Annotated in this window: 15 protein-coding genes; 10 read left to right on the forward strand and 5 right to left on the reverse strand. The window is 35.5% G+C overall.

Annotated features, from left to right (window positions below; all coding sequences use genetic code 11):
• The first annotated feature begins 190 nt into the window (after positions 1-190).
• Positions 191-937: a hypothetical protein gene (locus ACVYAD_RS12380; protein ID WP_476426625.1), complete on the forward strand. Its 747-nt coding sequence runs from the start codon at positions 191-193 to the stop codon at positions 935-937.
• A 94-nt stretch (positions 938-1,031) separates the two neighbouring features.
• Here ACVYAD_RS12380 and ACVYAD_RS12385 read toward each other — a convergent pair whose 3' ends face one another.
• Positions 1,032-1,406 carry a VOC family protein gene (locus ACVYAD_RS12385; RefSeq protein WP_197142626.1) on the reverse strand — a complete coding sequence of 125 codons (375 nt, stop codon included), beginning with the start codon at positions 1,404-1,406 and terminating at the stop codon, positions 1,032-1,034.
• Positions 1,407-1,708: 302 nt separating this feature from the next.
• Here ACVYAD_RS12385 and ACVYAD_RS12390 point away from each other — a divergent pair, with 302 nt between their 5' ends.
• Entirely contained in the window at positions 1,709-3,658 is a 1,950-nt protein-coding gene (locus ACVYAD_RS12390; protein ID WP_349660211.1) for a methyl-accepting chemotaxis protein, read from the forward strand.
• 61 nt (positions 3,659-3,719) lie between these two features.
• Here ACVYAD_RS12390 and ACVYAD_RS12395 read toward each other — a convergent pair whose 3' ends face one another.
• Positions 3,720-4,139 (reverse strand): VOC family protein, encoded by a 420-nt coding sequence (locus tag ACVYAD_RS12395; RefSeq protein ID WP_349660210.1) that lies wholly within the window; start codon positions 4,137-4,139, stop codon positions 3,720-3,722.
• 367 nt (positions 4,140-4,506) lie between these two features.
• Here ACVYAD_RS12395 and guaC point away from each other — a divergent pair, with 367 nt between their 5' ends.
• The gene (guaC, locus tag ACVYAD_RS12400) at positions 4,507-5,490 is read left to right on the forward strand and encodes a GMP reductase (protein ID WP_349660209.1); all 984 of its coding nucleotides are present in this window, start codon (positions 4,507-4,509) and stop codon (positions 5,488-5,490) included.
• Positions 5,491-5,692: 202 nt separating this feature from the next.
• Here guaC and ACVYAD_RS12405 read toward each other — a convergent pair whose 3' ends face one another.
• Positions 5,693-5,914 carry a phosphate-starvation-inducible protein PsiE gene (locus tag ACVYAD_RS12405; RefSeq protein ID WP_068985751.1) on the reverse strand — a complete coding sequence of 74 codons (222 nt, stop codon included), beginning with the start codon at positions 5,912-5,914 and terminating at the stop codon, positions 5,693-5,695.
• A gap of 625 nt (positions 5,915-6,539) precedes the next feature.
• Here ACVYAD_RS12405 and psiE point away from each other — a divergent pair.
• The 3 genes from psiE to ACVYAD_RS12420 all read left to right on the forward strand — a co-directional run bounded on the left by psiE (position 6,540) and on the right by ACVYAD_RS12420 (position 9,953).
• Positions 6,540-6,995, forward strand: coding sequence for a phosphate-starvation-inducible protein PsiE (gene psiE, locus ACVYAD_RS12410; RefSeq protein ID WP_349660208.1), 456 nt, complete (start codon positions 6,540-6,542; stop codon positions 6,993-6,995).
• 608 nt (positions 6,996-7,603) lie between these two features.
• Positions 7,604-8,614 (forward strand): HAAS signaling domain-containing protein, encoded by a 1,011-nt coding sequence (locus tag ACVYAD_RS12415; RefSeq protein ID WP_476426626.1) that lies wholly within the window; start codon positions 7,604-7,606, stop codon positions 8,612-8,614.
• A gap of 202 nt (positions 8,615-8,816) precedes the next feature.
• On the forward strand, positions 8,817-9,953 hold the full coding sequence (locus tag ACVYAD_RS12420; RefSeq protein ID WP_476426627.1) for a SpoIIE family protein phosphatase: 1,137 nt from the start codon (positions 8,817-8,819) through the stop codon (positions 9,951-9,953).
• Positions 9,954-10,022: 69 nt separating this feature from the next.
• Here ACVYAD_RS12420 and ACVYAD_RS12425 read toward each other — a convergent pair whose 3' ends face one another.
• Positions 10,023-10,862 (reverse strand): CheR family methyltransferase, encoded by an 840-nt coding sequence (locus tag ACVYAD_RS12425; protein WP_476426628.1) that lies wholly within the window; start codon positions 10,860-10,862, stop codon positions 10,023-10,025.
• Between the two features lie 4 nt (positions 10,863-10,866).
• Positions 10,867-13,605, reverse strand: a complete 2,739-nt coding sequence (locus ACVYAD_RS12430) for an ATP-binding protein (RefSeq protein ID WP_476426629.1) — start codon at positions 13,603-13,605, stop codon at positions 10,867-10,869.
• Between the two features lie 464 nt (positions 13,606-14,069).
• Between ACVYAD_RS12430 and ACVYAD_RS12435 the strand changes: the two genes are divergently transcribed.
• The 4 genes from ACVYAD_RS12435 to ACVYAD_RS12450 all read left to right on the forward strand — a co-directional run bounded on the left by ACVYAD_RS12435 (position 14,070) and on the right by ACVYAD_RS12450 (position 17,143).
• Positions 14,070-15,260 carry a M14 family metallopeptidase gene (locus tag ACVYAD_RS12435; RefSeq protein ID WP_476426630.1) on the forward strand — a complete coding sequence of 397 codons (1,191 nt, stop codon included), beginning with the start codon at positions 14,070-14,072 and terminating at the stop codon, positions 15,258-15,260.
• 486 nt (positions 15,261-15,746) lie between these two features.
• The gene (locus tag ACVYAD_RS12440) at positions 15,747-16,076 is read left to right on the forward strand and encodes a PadR family transcriptional regulator (RefSeq protein ID WP_053482886.1); all 330 of its coding nucleotides are present in this window, start codon (positions 15,747-15,749) and stop codon (positions 16,074-16,076) included.
• A complete protein-coding gene (locus ACVYAD_RS12445) occupies positions 16,073-16,480 on the forward strand; it encodes a permease prefix domain 1-containing protein (RefSeq protein WP_349660202.1) in 408 nt (135 codons plus the stop codon). Before ACVYAD_RS12440 ends, ACVYAD_RS12445 begins: the two co-directional genes overlap by 4 nt.
• A 3-nt stretch (positions 16,481-16,483) precedes the next feature.
• Complete coding sequence (locus ACVYAD_RS12450; RefSeq protein ID WP_476426631.1) at positions 16,484-17,143, forward strand: hypothetical protein; 660 nt, start codon at positions 16,484-16,486, stop codon at positions 17,141-17,143.
• Positions 17,144-17,173: the final 30 nt, after the last annotated feature.

A 17,173-nucleotide genomic window follows, 5' to 3' on the forward strand; every position in this document is an offset into this window, starting at 1 on the left:
TTTGTAGCAAGAGAATGTGTGGTACTGAATTTTCTGATTCGTTGACATTTATAATACTTTTCACATTTAAAAATGTCAATGGGATAATAACAAGTTTTTTTATAAGTTTTATATCCATTACTTACATGTCTTCTTTTTTCACCAAGCCATATTTACAGCATATGCTAACACTATAGAAAGAGGTGCATGTATGACTAATAATATGAATCCAGCCTTAAATAATATGCCTATTTCGCCTATGACCCCTCAGGTTATTCAGACGAAATTTGGAGATATTAATGGGGATGGCTTACTTGAAACTGTTCTTTTGATGGGGAATAAAACACCAGATAGCCCTTTGTGGAAAAACCTAACGCTTGCGATATTTTACGGACAGACGCACCAATTCGAAAAAATAATGCTAAAACAAAGCGTCGGGTACAACCCAACTATATTTTTAGGTGACTTTACTGGGAATCATCAAGATGATATTTTAGCTATTTCTGACACGGGGGGTAGTGGCGGTATTATCAATGGCGAAATATTTGCCTCAATAAACGGGAAAATACGCTCAATTTTTGATGCAGAAACGTTTAGTAATACGCTAAAATACACTGTTAATTATCAAAACCAATATAAAGTAGCCGTCCGTAGCATGAATCCCAAAAAACAATATATCATAGATTTACAATACAAAGGTCAGGATTATTTAGCAGAAATTTATAATCAAGACGGTACACTAAAGCAACCAATTCAAGGATGGGTTGATCCAATCAGCGGATTATATCCGGTCGACTATGAACGAGATGGCATATATGAAATTTTAGCGTATCAGGCTATAGCAGGCAGATTTCATGCCGATGGATTAGGTTATGTAGATAATATTTTGAAATGGGATGGCAATAAATTTAGCGTTGACCGTCAAACTGTAGCGATTTTTGGAGAAGATTTAAAATAAGTTACCATGTCCTTATATAAGGAAAAAGCAAGAATTTGCCTGATTTCCGCATCGAAATTGGACAGATTCTTGCCTTTTCTAGGGTAGACAAGGCTTATTTTTCTACTAATGCAAAATAATTATTTTCGTGATCAGCAAAATTAAAAACTCTACCCATTGGCATCATGACTAAATCCCCTACTTTAACGCCTTTTGCTTGAAAATCTTGATATAGATCTTCTATATGTTCGGCATAAAACATTATAGAAGGTGTTCCTAAATTTAAGTCAGGCTGCATTTTTGCAATGATTTCTTTATTGTGTAAAACAAAGGTAGTTTGAGCTTCTTTAGTAGGAGCAATTTCAATCCAGCGTACTCCGCCCTCTTCCTGATCAGCAACTACAACAAATCCAACTTTTTCTGTCCAAAACTTCACGGCAGTATCTTGATCATTTACATACAACATTACTTGTCCAATTTGTCGAATCATGAAACAATTCCCTCCTCTTTTGAGCATTAGTATACATCAAAAAGTAGCTTTATATGTCATTTAGCGGTTATCGTTTTTAGGAGAATTTTAAAGTATTTATTGAAGAAATCTACTATATAGTGAACAGTTATTATAAAATGCTTAACTTTTATCTTATTTTTGGTAAAATGAGCCTAGCTATCTATTGTTTACATAGAAAGTAAATGTATAGACTTTATCACCATCCACTCAGGCATTATTACTTACTCAATATTTGGTGATAAAAAAGTTTAAAATACTATATCATAGTGAGGATAATTCAAGTGAAACAACTAAGTTTAAGGAAAAAGCTCATTTTTTCGTTTTTAGCAATGCTTCTCATTCCAACACTGTTAATTGGAATTGTGTCTTACCAAAGTGCTGGAAGGCAAATTTCAAAAGAACAGCAAGCAAGCGCAACTGAAAGTGTGCGCATGCTTAATACGAATATTACTAACACGATTGAGCCAAAAGTGAAAGACGTTCAATATTTTTCAAACAAGCTCCATCAATCTTATTTACAAGAAGGTAAAACTACAGAACTTAAATCTCTTTTCCACGAATACATGAACATGCATCCAGAGGTGGAGCTAATTTATATCGGAACTTCTGATGGCAGACTACTGGATGAACCTGCCCAAAAATACCCTAGTGGGTTTGACCCTCGTAAAAGATCTTGGTATACGCAAGCTGTAGATAACAAAGACCAAGTATCTATTACAGCTCCATACGTTACACAGACTACAGGTGATATCGTTCTTACGATTACTCAGGCTTTACCAGACGGCTCAGGGGTAATAGGGCTAGATGTAAATATATCTAGATTAAGTACCATCACGAATGATATACGCATTGGAGAAACTGGCTTTGCTTCACTTTTAGATAGTAATAAAATTTATATTGCCCACCCAAATAAAGAAAGTGGTGCTGAAGCAACAGAAAGCTATATTACTAAAATCTATGAACAAGATAGTGGTACTGTTATAGAAAAAGATCGACAACTTCAATTTGTTACAAATAAGCTAACAGGCTGGAAAGTCGTTGGTACCATGTTCACAGCTGAGGCTGCTAACGCTGCTGCCTCGACATTTAATATCAATTTGGTGATTATCGCCATTTCTATTACTGTTGGCATTATTTTTATGCTATTCATGATCAAATCAGTCGTTAACCCGATCAATCGACTTAAACAAAGCGCTATAAAAATTAGCGAGGGCGATTTAACAGAGTTTATTGACAATCATTCGAAAGATGAGATTGGACAGCTTGGAGAAGCTTTTATCGCCATGAAGGTTAACTTAAAAAAGCTTATTCGTAACGTTGATCAAAGCTCTCAACATGTTCAAACTTCGGCGCATGGCTTATCTGCGAATGCCGAACAAAATATCGCTGCTTCTGAACAAGTTACTGAAGCTATGCAGCAGGTTGCTGTCAGTACAGAAAAACAAACAACTGGTATTGACCAAAATGCTGTTTCTATTGAGGAAATCGCAAAAGGAGTCGTCGAGATCGCTGATAGCTCCATGCAGGTTTCCGATTTATCGAGCCGTGCTATACAATTGGCCGATGAAGGCGGACAAGCAGTAGAACAAACTGTTAATCAAATGGTCTCGATTCATGAATCTGTGACACAATCGGATACGATGATTAAATCACTCTATGATCGAACAAAAGAAATTGGTTCTATTTTAGAAATTATTAGCGCTATTTCAGAGCAAACAAATCTGCTTGCCCTTAATGCTGCTATTGAGGCAGCGCGAGCTGGAGAGCACGGGAAAGGCTTTGCAGTAGTTGCCGATGAAGTGCGGAAGTTAGCAGAGCAATCTCATCAATCGGCAGAGCAGATTTCTGCACTAATTTCTGGCATTCAGCAAGATACGGCTAAGTCTGTTCAAACAATGATAAAAACTTCAGCCGATGTCCAGGATGGTTTACAGCTAACAGAAGATACAAGTAAAAAGTTTGCAAGTATCATTAAGCGTCTCCACGAAATTGCTCCGAAAATGGAGGATATATCTGCATCAGCTCAGGAGATGTCAGCAGTAGTCGAAGAAGTTTCTGCAACAGCTATAGAGCTAACAGATCATGCTAAAACAAATGCTGCAGCGTCAGAAGAAGTTGCCGCTTCAACTGAACAAACATTGTCTTCGATGCAGGAAATGGCTGTAGCCTCAAAAGAACTTCTCGATATGGCTGATGAATTACAAAGCTATGTGAATCGTTTTAAATACTAAAAAGAAAAGCACGATGTTAATGGGGAACTTTCCAAAAACATCGTGCTTTTTAATAGTAATTTTATCTATTCTCCTCATGACTAAATTGCCATTCAACACCAAATTTATCAGTAAGGGAGCCATAACATTTACTCCAAAACGTTTCTTGTAGCTCCATCGTAACTTTGCCACCTTCTTTAAGGCCATCAAAAGCTTTTCGCATCTGGGCCTCATCGCCTGAGACAACGGCTAATGTTACATTGTTTCCAATCGTGAATGGGTGTCCTGGAAATGTATCTGAAAACATTACAGTGCTACCAAAAATCGAAAGTCGCGTATGCATGACAAGATCTTTTGCTTCCTCTGGTAATGGATAACTTGGATTCTGTGGTGAATCTCCAAACGTCATAATTTCAGGCTTGTTTGTATTAAAAACTGTCTCATAAAAAGTTACAGCCTCTCGACAATTTCCATTAAAATTTAAATAAACCTCTACTGCCATTTCCAACACTCCCTTTGTCATTTTCGAAACAATTTTATTTTACACGGTTAATAACTAATAGTACAAATCTTAGAATCAATAAATTACTTTCCTTCATTTGAAAAACAATGACAGCTTACTCCCCTACAAAAGCTCAGGATTTCCACTAACTACTTTTAACTTTTGAATAAAGTAAACTTACACCGCCTTCCCACTCTAACAAAAAGTGATATATCTATATATTTCGCTTAATTCCTGTTCTTTCCTGCTATTTTTTTATTAATTTAGATAAAAGCTTTGACATTTACTCGAAAATAATGTAAATTACCAAATGACGAACGATTTAAATTAAAACTTAAAAAATATTCGTATTTTAGGAGTGTTTATAATGGATAACGTATTTGACTATGAGGATATTCAGCTAATTCCCGCAAAATGTATTGTAGAAAGTCGCTCAGAATGTGATACTTCTGTTACTTTAGGCGGTCATACATTCAAGCTTCCTGTTGTACCAGCAAACATGCAAACAATCATCGACGAAAGTCTTGCTGTGAAGCTTGCTGAAAACGGTTACTTTTATATCATGCACCGTTTTAATCCAGAAACTCGTATCGATTTCATCAAAGATATGCAAGCTCGTGGCTTAATCGCATCAATTAGTGTTGGTGTAAAAGATGAAGAATATACATTTATTGAAGAATTAGCAGCTGCTAATGTAGTGCCTGATTTTATGACAATCGATATTGCACATGGGCATTCAAATGCTGTTATTCGTATGATTCAGCATATTAAAAAACATCTACCAACTAGCTTTGTAATTGCTGGTAATGTGGGCACACCTGAGGCAGTTCGTGAACTTGAAAATGCTGGTGCAGATGCAACAAAAGTTGGTATTGGACCAGGTAAAGTATGTATTACTAAAATCAAAACTGGTTTTGGTACAGGTGGTTGGCAGCTAGCTGCACTACGCTGGTGTGCAAAAGCTGCAACAAAGCCAATTATCGCTGATGGTGGTATTCGTACAAATGGTGATATTGCAAAATCGGTTCGCTTTGGTGCTTCAATGGTGATGATTGGCTCATTATTTGCAGGTCACGAGGAGTCACCTGGTGAAACAATCGAAATCGACGGTAAAACTGTGAAGGAATACTTCGGATCTGCTTCTGAATTCCAAAAAGGCGAACGTAAAAATGTTGAAGGTAAAAAGATGTTTGTTGAACATAAAGGCAGCATCAAAGATACTTTAATTGAAATGCAGCAAGATCTTCAATCGTCTATTTCTTATGCAGGTGGCAATAAACTTGATGCCATTCGAAATGTAGATTATGTAATTGTGAAAAACTCTATTTTTAATGGAGATAAAGTATATTAAAAACTAGAAAAAACCAAACAAGAATGGCATAAATTCTTGTTTGGTTTTTTGTTGGTTTCCGTTTCTCCTAGGGCAAACACTGAGCAATTTTTCGGACTACCCGAGCGTTCTCGGCTCTTGGTTGACGGATTCTTTTGTTGAAAACATATCTTTTCAGCAAAAGAAAAAATGCTACCAATGAAGTGTAGCATTTCCCTTTAGATTATAGTTTGTTAATAACAGCGTGGATCGTTTCTTTTAATTCTTCATCATGATCAGATAGGTCTACAAGGTTTGCTACACGCTCACGTAATACTGGACGTTCAATTACAAGCTTTTCATCAAGTACTTGTACTAGTAACTCGATAATAAGACGATCACGTACGTTTAATGCTTCCTCTAAACGCTCTGGTGTGATTTTTCCTGTTTTTGCTGCTTTAGCCATTTTAAAAACCCCTTTTAAATTTTATATTCATGCACATCTATTTTAGCATACAGCTAATTTATTTTAAAAACTTTCTTTCGCTAATATATAGGCTCATTACTATAACGTGTGGTTGATTTCCGTTCCGACTGGGCGCTTTGTAGCTGTCGCTACGCTTTCGCACAGATAAAACATTTGTAGCTGTCGCTTTGCTTTCGCTACAGAAAACATTTGTTGTTGCTGTCGCTTCGCTTTCGCACAGTTAAAACATTTGTTGCTGTCGCTTCGCTTTCGCACAGTTAAAACATTTGTTGCTGTCGCTTCGCTTTCGCACAGTTAAAACATTTGTTGCTGTCGCTTCGCTTTCGCACAGCGCAAAGCTTCCTGGGGGCGTCCGCTGATCCCCAAGGAGTCGCCAGCCTCCACTCAACCTATACTCATAACATACGTTTTAACAAAATATCATCCACAGCTTTCGGTGATAATCCAATATACACCAAAACTTTACAAATAAATGCTCATACATTTACGATAATTTGTTATATTCAAATCATAAAATGATGACACTCAATCATATGATTATTTGTTCTCCATTTAGTTTTTTTTCATTATCACTTAGGACGATTTACAAGATTGGAGGAATTCTGTGAACCAAAAGAACTCGACTTACTTACAATTAATAAAGGCTGTACCGAAATCTTTACAATTGTTTCTAAATGTTTGCCTTGTACTTTTAGCACTCATTTTATCCTTCCTACTTTGCAAAGAACTCATTCAATTCCTAAATATTTTATTATTCAACAATGATGGCGGAGACTATAAGCTTTTCCTCGCTAACATTCTTATTTTCTTTTTGTATTTTGAATTTATCACGATGATTATTAAATATTTTAAAGAGAGTTATCATTTTCCACTAAGGTATTTTATATATATAGGGATTACAGCCATGATTCGATTAATTATCGTAGAGCATGACCATCCCATTAATACATTAATTTATTCACTTATTATTTTAATATTAATTATTAGCTATTTTATTATTAATATTACGCCGCTGGAACGACCTGTACGCTCGTCACTCTTTATGAAAAAAGAACAATAGCTTTATTACAGTAAGCAAAACCCCTGAACCTTAGACAACGAGCTCTGTATTCGTTAACGTCCTTTTCTTTTTCATGAAGGCCATCAACTATAAATTAGGTCGACTCCCCTCATTGGAATTAAGGTTCATTTCAAAATGATGGAGTCGCAAAACCCATAATACTGAAAATAATGCCTCGTTGTTTTGATTGTGTATAAAAGGGCTCTTTTGTTCAGTAAACCTTCCTGATGTATACAGTCTTCTTCCTTCAATAATCTTCAAATGATTCACATATACATTCCCACCCTACATGGAATTTATTTTAAGCACGGTTTTTTCACATTAATTTTAGTTCTTGATAATAACATATATTACCACGCGCAAAAAACTGTGGTGGACTATTAGTGCTTTTTTAGATCAACTACATAAATCATTTATCGGCTAGCCCCCTATTCAAGCCATTCAGAAGTAACTATGAACTGATCTCGTTACTTCGTCGATTAGAGCATTAGGAAGTAATTATAAATAACTCAGAAATAGGATGGGTTGAGCACATATAGCTCAGCTCGAAAAGGAATGTACAGCTATGTACTTGGAACAGCATGAATTATTGAAGGGAGACGGAAAGAATGAATCTGATTGATGTATATATTCATGAAGTAACTAGGAGAATCCGCAAAGAAAAACGCGATAAAACCAGTCTAGAGTTAAGATCTACTATTGAAAATATGTTACCTGAAGATTATTCAGAATCAGATATTAAGGAAGTACTTAAGAAGCTAGGAAGTCCTGTAGAAGTTGCAGCAAGCTATCAAAACACACCACGATTATTAATCGGTCCAAAAGTGTTTGATACTTATATTAGGACAATAAAATTAGTTATTCCTTGGGCAATAATTATTACAGTTATTGTACAGATGATAGAAAGTATTGTGCTTTATAATGAAGAAGGTGGCGCTCTTCTGTCTGCTATTATTAAAACGATTTCTTTAACTATCGCTCATATTATTTCAGTAATCATCTACGTACTCTTCTGGATTACAGTTACTTTTATTGTCATAGAAAGATCTGGAGAAAATAATATTCGAATACCCCTTTTAAAGGACCATCCAGATTGGACACCTGATGATTTAACTAAAGTTAAAATAATTCCTAAAGAAAAAACGATTTCGCTTAATGATAATATTTTAAGTTTTGTAGGTATTGCTATCTTCTCCTTTGTCTATTTCAATGCTCATCACCTTATAGGAATCTATACTTCTCACAATAAAGGCGGCTTTAAATTTATTATGCCTATATTCAATCAGGAAGTCTTACTCTCCTTTGCACCAATTATTTTAATTTGTATCGTTTTAAGTGTAGCTTTAACATTATGGAAATTGAAGGAAGGCCAATGGACAATGTTAATTGCCGTAGTTAATGCTCTTCTTCAATGTACAGGAATCATTGTTTTTATCCTAATGGCTATTCAACCTGATTTTATACACAGTCCCGCTGTACCTTATATTGCTGCGATTACGGAAACGACCTCCGCTAAGATTTTAGTAGCTATAGATCGAATATTATTCGTCAGCATAGCGATCACCATCGTAGCAAATGCATATGATATTTATAGTGGCTTTAAAAAGGCTAGAATTTGAAAAAATACGTTTTGGGGCTGACTCTTTCTTGTTGGCCCTTACTTATTCATATATTTTTACTACCTACTAAAAAACGGTTAAAATTCCCCCAATTGATCAAAATACCGTTATTCTCTAATGTTTTGTATAATAAAGTTGAGAGTTATTAAATTTCATTCATAAATAATTTGCACTAATTCAGACAGAATAAGGGGAAATAATTATGACCATTCTTCTTGTAGATGACAATCAAGTCAATCTATTTGTAATTGAAAAAATATTAAAAAATGCAGGTTATGATAACTGTGTTTCTCTAACATCTGCCTATGAACTTTTTGATTATTTACAGTTAGATGCGCCAAATCCAACAGGAAATTCAGTGGATTTAATTTTATTAGATATTATGATGCCTGAAGTAGACGGTATTGAAGCTTGCAAACGCATTAAGCAAAATGAACGATTAAAGGATATTCAAATTATCTTTGTCACCGCTCTAGAAGATAAAAACACGCTTGCGGAAGCACTTGATATCGGTGGTGTAGATTATATTACAAAGCCAATAAATAAAACCGAGCTTCTTGCTAGAATTCGGGTTGCTTTACGATTGAAAGCAGAATTAGATTGGCATACTCAGCAAGAAAAAAAAATTCAATACGAATTAGACTTGGCTACACATGTTCAAAGAAGCCTTTTGAGCGCCCCTTTAAACGAGAAAAATATTCTAATAGAGGTCTCTTATCTTCCTTCTTCTAATTTAGCAGGTGATATGTATTATTGGCATAAAATAAATGATCACCGATACGCCTGCATTTTGCTTGATATGATGGGACATGGTATCTCTGCAGCACTTGTTTGTATGTTTATCTCCTCTGTCCTAAGAGAAGCTGTTAAACAATTAGAAGATCCCGAATTAGTTATAAAAGAGTTAAACCGTTATATGACAATTTTACGAAACGGAAAAGAGGACAATCTTTTTTATTTCACAGCTATTTATTTAGTGATTGATACAGAACAAAAAACCATTGAATATGTAAACGCCGGTCATCCTTCTGGCTATGCTCTAGTTGATGAAAAAACGCTCGTACATTTAAATCGAGGAAGCTGCGCAGTCGGCTTTTTTGATGAGATTGACGTGCAAAAGCAATTCATTCAATACAATGAGGGCGTGCAAATTATTTTATATACGGACGGTGTTTTGGAGGCAATGGGACCATGTGAAATGGAATCCGAGAAGCATTTACAAACGCTAATATCTACGAAATGGGATCATTCTCGACGTCTGATTGACCATATACTGCCTAAAGAGAAACAAGGAAATCAGCCAGATGATATGTGCGTATTAATGATACAGGCACATTAAATTACATAAAAAGTGGCCGTTGCCTAAGTCTCTATTGTGGGAAACTTGGACAACAGCCTATTTTTTATCTTACTTTATCTTCTGATATATTTTTTCATTGCCTACGATTTCTTTATATTTTGAAATAACACCTTCAAATCGTAGTGTCTCTTTATCGCCTAAGCATAAAAATCCATTATCACTTATACTTTCGGAAAACAAATGATGAACCTGGCTTTGTAACTCAGGTGAAAAATAAATCAAAACATTTCGGCACATAATGACATGAAATTCGTTAAACGATTGATCTGTTACTAAATTATGCTGTGCAAATATAATGTTTTTTAACAGTGCCGGATGGAAATAAGCATATTGATAATCTGTTTTATAGTATTCGGAAAAAGCATGGATTCCGCCAGCAAGCATATAGTTTTTCGTATATGCCTGCATTTTGTTAATCGGGAATACTCCCTTTTTTGCCTTTTCCAATACTTGTTCGTTCATATCCGTAGCATAAATAACCGCTTTATCCATTAACCCTTCTTCCTGTAGCAAAATAGCCATGGAGTATACTTCCTCTCCTGTAGAACATCCTGCATGCCATATCCGAATTTCAGAGTAATCTCTTAAAAAAGGTACAACCTCTTCGCGAAAAGCCTTAAAAAAACTAGGGTTACGGAACATTTCAGTAACATTTATCGAAAAATCATTCAATAGTTGCTCTAAAAACCCATCTTCATGTATTACTTTTTCAAGTACACGAGAAATCGTTGGGATATTACTCATCCCCATCCTACTATAAATCCTCCGTGATATAGAAGATCGATTATATTGCCGAAAATCAAAGCCCGACAAACGATAAATAGCCTCTAGTAATAAATCAATTTCTAAATCTGTATGCATTTTTTTCAGCAAAGGAAATCGTTCCATTTTATTAACTCCCTTTAGAAACTAGCCATACTCTTAAAACGGATACTAATTGATCTAAATTTAACGGCTTACTTATATAATCTGAAGCACCCGCCTCTAATGTTTTATCTCGATCATTTTTCATAGCCTTCGCTGTTAAAGCAATAATCGGTAAATCCGTCTTCTTCATTTGTTTGCGTATAATCGACATCGTTTCATAGCCATCCAAATTCGGCATCATAATATCCATCAAAATAAGGTCAATTTCATCATTAGCTTGCATAATATCTAAACACTCTATCCCATCTTTAGCAACTAAGATATTCATACCTCGTTTTTCGAGTGCATTTTTTAATGCATAAATATTACGGTAATCATCGTCTACAATTAAAATATTTTTCCCTTGAAAAACTTCTACCTCTTGTTGAGAGAAATCCTGAGTTTCCAATAGCTGTTCTTCCATTAGTTCTTCTAATTCATTGGTAGCCCCTACCTCATGAATAGCAAGTTCAAGACATTCTTGCTCCTCGATGCCATTTGGCAAGCTTGGGATGGTTAGTGTGAATGCACTACCTTGCCCTTCATTACTTTGTAAAGAAATCCAGCCGCCAAGTAATCTCGCAAGCTCTTTACAAATGGACAAGCCAAGACCCGTTCCACCGTATTTACGTATCGTTGCCCCATCAGCCTGTTGGAATGATTCAAAAATAAGCTGATGCTTGTCCCTAGGAATCCCTATACCTGTATCGGAAACTATGATTTCTAACCAGTCAGCACTAACATCCTTCATATTATTTGTTAACTGTTCTTCTCTAAGCTGTTTAATGTCCAGACGAACTGAGCCTTGCTTTGTAAATTTAAAGGCATTTGATAATAAATTCTTCAATATTTGCTGGAATCTTTGTTCATCAGTATAGAAAATATCGACTACACTTTCATCTTTCGAAATATAGAATTGTAGATTTTTTTTCATTGCAACAGGCGCAAAGGTTTGCTCAATTTGTACAGGAACCTCACTCATATTCATTTCACCAAAATAAATATCAAGCTTGCCTGCCTCAACTTTTGATAAATCTAAAATATCATTAATTAGTGCCAGTAGATCTCCACCTGAAGAATGGATAACCTTTGCATATTCGGCTTCCTCTTCTGATAATGTATTTTGGCTATTTTCAGCTAACATTTCAGATAAAATTAAAATGCTATTCAGTGGCGTTCGTAATTCATGTGACATATTGGCTAAAAACTCAGATTTATAATTTGAATTTAGTAACAGCTGTTCCGCACTTTCCTCTAATTCTTTTTTAGCTTGTTCTAATTCTCTCGACTTTAACTCTGCCTCTTTTGTTCTTTCTTCCAATTGTTCATTAATCATTGTCAGTTCCTCTGTTTGTAGCTGCAATTCTTCTGATTGTGCCTGAAGCTCTTCAGATTGTGCCTGTAATTCCTCTGTCATAGCTCTTGAATCTTTCAATAAACGGACAATTTCCATACGCCCTAGGACACTATTGATCGTTAATCCTAAGGTTTCGATAACTTGCTTCACTAATTCCTGCTGCAGCTCATTAAAGCTAGTTATTGTAGCTAACTCAACAACAGCGATTACGTCATTTTCAAATATAATAGGGACGATAAAAATACCCTTTGGCGGTATTTTCCCTAAACCAGTGCCGATTAAACGGAAATCTTCTGGAATATCATTATAAATTAAAACCTTCTTTTCTAGAGCACATTGTCCAATTAAGCCTTGCCCCAGTTTAAAGCTCTCTACTCCAACGTTATCTGTTGGTTCCGCAAAAGCAGCTTTTTTTACAAACTGTATTTGATTATCAGTAATTTCACGAACATAAAATGCGCCAAGGGATGATTGCGTTTTTTGCGCTATTTCTGAAAGGAAGGTTTCAGCTAATTTGGTGATAACAGAAATACCTTGATATTTTGTAACAATTTCTGCGATATTGAACTGTAGCCATTCTCTTCTCTCAAGTGAATCTAACAACTCATTTGTAGCAGTTGCAAGAGCATTGATTTCATCATTTGTTTTAACATGAATTCTTCCTTTTTGACCGCTCTTGGAAGAAGTGATTTCTCGGATTGTTCGTGTAACCTCTGTTAACGTTTTTACGATTGAACGAGAAATACTACTTGCACTGATAATCGCAACAACAGAAATAAATACAAGTATACCAAGCAATGTAAGTGTTACAATGCCATTTCTTTTGTCCAAATCTTGCACTTTGGCTTGCATAGTTGCAATTACTTCTGAACGAAGTGAGTCAAACTGATCTCGTATCGTTTCCATGTTTTTACGACTTATATCTACTTTATAAAGTTCCCATAACGCTTCTTTATTTTTTTCTTTTTTTAATTTAATAGAGGGGTCCCCTGTTGTTGTAATCCAATGCTCTATCGTTGCCTTTATCTCATTTAACTTCTGTTGTGTTGGTTTATTTTTTATAATCTCATAAAGTTCATTAAAATCAGATTCCCATTTTTCACTAGACACATTATAAGACTCTAAATAGATTGATTCACCTGTAATAACAAAACTCCTCTGGTTCGATTCCATATCTAAAATGTATTTTTCTATGCGATTGGTTAGTGTATGTATATTTGAGTTATTCTCGATAATATAATTTCTTTCCTTTTGTAGCGAGGAAATTTGATGATTTAAGATGATCACTGATGCAAGTAAACAAAGTATGATAACAATATAGCCTAACGTAATTTTCGTTCGTATACTTATCTTTAATTTATTTAACATTTGCTTTCCTACCTTTATCTGACGTAAACTCTACTATCTAGTATTATTGTACATCAAACAGTAACAAAGTTTCTTCCTCTTAGGTTAAGAGAAGAATCTCTTTGCGAGGAATACTTAACAAAGTTCACATTAAAAGGGCTTATCACCATATTGTGTGGTTGATTTCACCTTGGCCAAATTGCGGTTTTAACACAGATAAATTGTTACAGGACGTGGCGTTTTGCGACTGAGTTCCCATATTTCTGTAGTTGTTTGGACACCAACTGAAAGGGAACCATATCCACATTCATCTCATTACCTTTAAAGGTAATAGTCTACTACTGAATGAAGATAAATGGCATACGTTTTTACAATTGTCATCCACAACTTGAAGTTAAAAGATAATAAGTCCCATATTCTTTTCATATATATTATATATTGGCCAATTTTGTCGAGGCATAATTAATAGTAAGGAGAGAACAATTGTGGACATTTTCGTAAGACCTGGGGATTCTCTTTGGCATTTTAGTGAAGTGTTTAAAATACCTCTTCAACTAATTATAGATTCGAATCGATCTATTAAACCTCAATATTTAAGGGTTGGACAGCGCGTTCGAATTCCGGGGTTTGTTACAGTCAATTATCAAATAAAGCAAGGAGATACTTTTTGGCAAATAGCCCAAAGCAGAAATCTCCCATTAGTGGCCATTTTGCTTGTCAATCCTGGGCTTAATCCAAATCAATTACACATTGGGCAGACAATTCGCATTCCCCAACGAATCACATGGAGGCTCATCAATGGGAAACAAAATTATACTTACACGACCATGATGAACGATATTAAAAAACTAATCGATGCTTATCCGTTTCTACAAAGCTCTACAATTGGACATTCTGTTTTACAGCATGAAATTCCAGAGCTTCTAATCGGGAATGGAGCTAAGCGTGTCCATTATAACGGCTCCTTTCATGCAAATGAATGGATGACAACTCCAATTATTTTAACTTTTATAAATGACTACCTACTCTCTCTCACTAATCAAAATACAATTCGCGGTTTATCCCTTCTCCCACTTTACCAGCAAACAATCCTTTCTATCGTTCCGATGGTCAATCCCGATGGTGTTGATTTAGTATTACAAGGACCACCTAACGACGAAGCATTAAGAAACCAACTTATTACTTGGAATAACGGTAACACCGATTTCTCTGGTTGGAAGGCAAATATACATGGTGTTGATTTGAACGACCAGTTCCCTGCAAAATGGGAGCTTGAAAGAGCACGAAATCCAAAAGTACCTGGTCCAAGAGATTTTGGAGGCCAACAACCTTTGTCCGAGCCTGAGGCCATCGCTATGGCTGACTTAACAAGGAAGCGCGATTTTGCCAGAGTTCTTGCGTTTCATACACAAGGTAGAGTCATTTATTGGGGGTTTGAAAATCTCGAACCACCAGAATCAGAAACCCTTGTTAACGAGTTTAGCCGGGTTAGTGGCTACGAGCCTATCAATTCGGCAGGCAGTTATGCGGGCTATAAGGATTGGTTTATTCAGGATTGGCGTAGACCTGGATTCACTGTTGAATTAGGTAGTGGTACAAATCCACTTCCACTTAGCCAATTCGACGACATCTATGAAGAGGCATTAGGTATATTCCTTGCAGCATTGTATATGTAATAGAAATTGTTAATCTAAGAATAGTTCCCCTTAAGGATTTTTCATCCTAATTCAATTCTAAATAAATATCCCCAATCCCTCTTTTACTTCTAAAGTGAATGGGGATTTTTTAATCTCTGATTGATTGCTTCTTGATAGTTCATCACCAAAAATCGTGGGTGACTTTTATTAAAACGTCTACTATGTAAATAAGTTGATTGAAGTGGAGGCTGGGCGACTCCTTGGGGATTAGCGTCACAGATGTGACCCTGGAGCGAGCATCGCGAGTGAAGCGGCTCATCGGACGCCCCCAGGAAGCTTGCTCTGCGCGAAAGCGAAGCGTCAGCGGCAAAGCGCTCAGCCGGAACGGAAATCAACCACACGTTTTGATGATGATCCTTCTAAACAGAAATATGGACCTATTTGGAAAAATTACTTTGACAGGCAGAGTAATGTTTGTTAATATTACTCTGACAGATAGAGCAATAAAAAATAAGTAGGTGACTTATGGTTCGAAGTGACATCATCCGCGGACACTTGGATTCCATTATTTTAAGGCTAATATTAGAGAAAGATCGTTATGGCTATGAAATTTCTCAGGAAATAAGTATCCGCACAAATAATCGTTTTCAAATTAAAGAAGCAACGTTATACGCAGTTTTTCAACGCCTTGAGAAAAAGGAAATTATTGAAGCCTATTATGGTGATGTTTCACACGGAGGCAAAAGAAAGTATTACCGTATTACCCCATTAGGTAAAGCTTATTTAAATGAGCTAGTAAAAGAGTGGTCGGAAGTAAAAGAAATTATCGACTTATTTATGGAGGGCTTAGAATGAAAAAAATAAAAAACCATATTGATGAGCTTTTTAAAGACATTCCTCGTAATAAAGAAACCGAGATGGTTAAACAAGAAATCATTCAAAATCTTGAAGAAAAAGTTTTTTATTTGATGGATCAAGGGAAAGAACAAGAGGATGCCATTAACAAAGCCATCGTAGAGTTTGGAGATATTGAAGATTTAAAAAAGGAATTAGGTGTGAAGAAGCCCGAAAAGAAAAACATGGCTAAATTAAATTTAGAATTCTCTATATGGGGTAGCGGCTTAATTATTGTATTTTTTATATTTATTAATCTCTACTATACGCCACATACAATATGGGCAATCTATCCGATCTTCGCAATATTATGGTGGCCCCTATCAATGTACTTCGTTTGGTCACGTAAGAAATGGAGTGAATAAAACATGAAGAACTTTATTAGCTTTTCGATTATTGGTAGTTTAATGACAATGTTTTTTTTAGGAATCGTCAATTATACGACATCACCTCAGACCATTTGGTTCATTTACCCGTGTTTACTTGTTCTGCTTTGGCCCATTACTTTATTTTTCATGTCTAAAAGAATGTATAAGGAATATTCTCTAGTTTGCAGTGCTATGATTATTGCTTTTCTTATCATTGAAAATTATTTATACTCCCCCGATCATATATGGTTCATTTATGCGGTTTATCCAATCATCTGGTGGCCAATTCTTATGTATTTAGAGGAAAAAGCAAAAACATTAAAGATTGCGCTGATTGGCTGTGCAAGTACCATCATTTATTATTCTTTATTAAATATTATTTTATCCCATCCATACCCTTGGGCGATTTATCCTGCATTTTTAGTCATTTGGTGGCCATTAGCTTTATACCACGCACAAAGAAAAACGTTTGTAGCATTCTCTGTTACCGCTACAATACTGATCAGCATCTTTTTTATTACAGTAAACGTTGTCTCTTCTCCAAACGTAATATGGGCGTTTTATCCAATCTTTGTCGTCCTTTGGTGGCCCCTTAGTATGTACTTTTATGTTTATAAAAGAAAAATGTACAATTCAACAACTCTCCCTAAAAGAGTCTAAAAATTTCGATTATAATTCACATTCACAGAG

Source organism: Lysinibacillus sp. G1-3 (assembly GCF_056322905.1).

Excerpts from the sequence above, each read along its gene's own strand:
- ACVYAD_RS12440 (WP_053482886.1), top strand. The coding sequence starts at position 15,747 with ATGGTTCGAAGTGACATCATCCGCGGACACTTGGATTCCATTATTTTA.
- ACVYAD_RS12415 (WP_476426626.1), top strand. The coding sequence starts at position 7,604 with ATGAATCTGATTGATGTATATATTCATGAAGTAACTAGGAGAATCCGC.
- ACVYAD_RS12380 (WP_476426625.1), top strand. The coding sequence starts at position 191 with ATGACTAATAATATGAATCCAGCCTTAAATAATATGCCTATTTCGCCT.
- ACVYAD_RS12445 (WP_349660202.1), top strand. The coding sequence starts at position 16,073 with ATGAAAAAAATAAAAAACCATATTGATGAGCTTTTTAAAGACATTCCT.
- ACVYAD_RS12450 (WP_476426631.1), top strand. The coding sequence starts at position 16,484 with ATGAAGAACTTTATTAGCTTTTCGATTATTGGTAGTTTAATGACAATG.
- ACVYAD_RS12425 (WP_476426628.1), bottom strand. The coding sequence starts at position 10,862 with ATGGAACGATTTCCTTTGCTGAAAAAAATGCATACAGATTTAGAAATT.
- ACVYAD_RS12405 (WP_068985751.1), bottom strand. The coding sequence starts at position 5,914 with ATGGCTAAAGCAGCAAAAACAGGAAAAATCACACCAGAGCGTTTAGAG.
- guaC (WP_349660209.1), top strand. The coding sequence starts at position 4,507 with ATGGATAACGTATTTGACTATGAGGATATTCAGCTAATTCCCGCAAAA.
- ACVYAD_RS12385 (WP_197142626.1), bottom strand. The coding sequence starts at position 1,406 with ATGATTCGACAAATTGGACAAGTAATGTTGTATGTAAATGATCAAGAT.
- ACVYAD_RS12430 (WP_476426629.1), bottom strand. The coding sequence starts at position 13,605 with ATGTTAAATAAATTAAAGATAAGTATACGAACGAAAATTACGTTAGGC.
- ACVYAD_RS12420 (WP_476426627.1), top strand. The coding sequence starts at position 8,817 with ATGACCATTCTTCTTGTAGATGACAATCAAGTCAATCTATTTGTAATT.
- ACVYAD_RS12395 (WP_349660210.1), bottom strand. The coding sequence starts at position 4,139 with ATGGCAGTAGAGGTTTATTTAAATTTTAATGGAAATTGTCGAGAGGCT.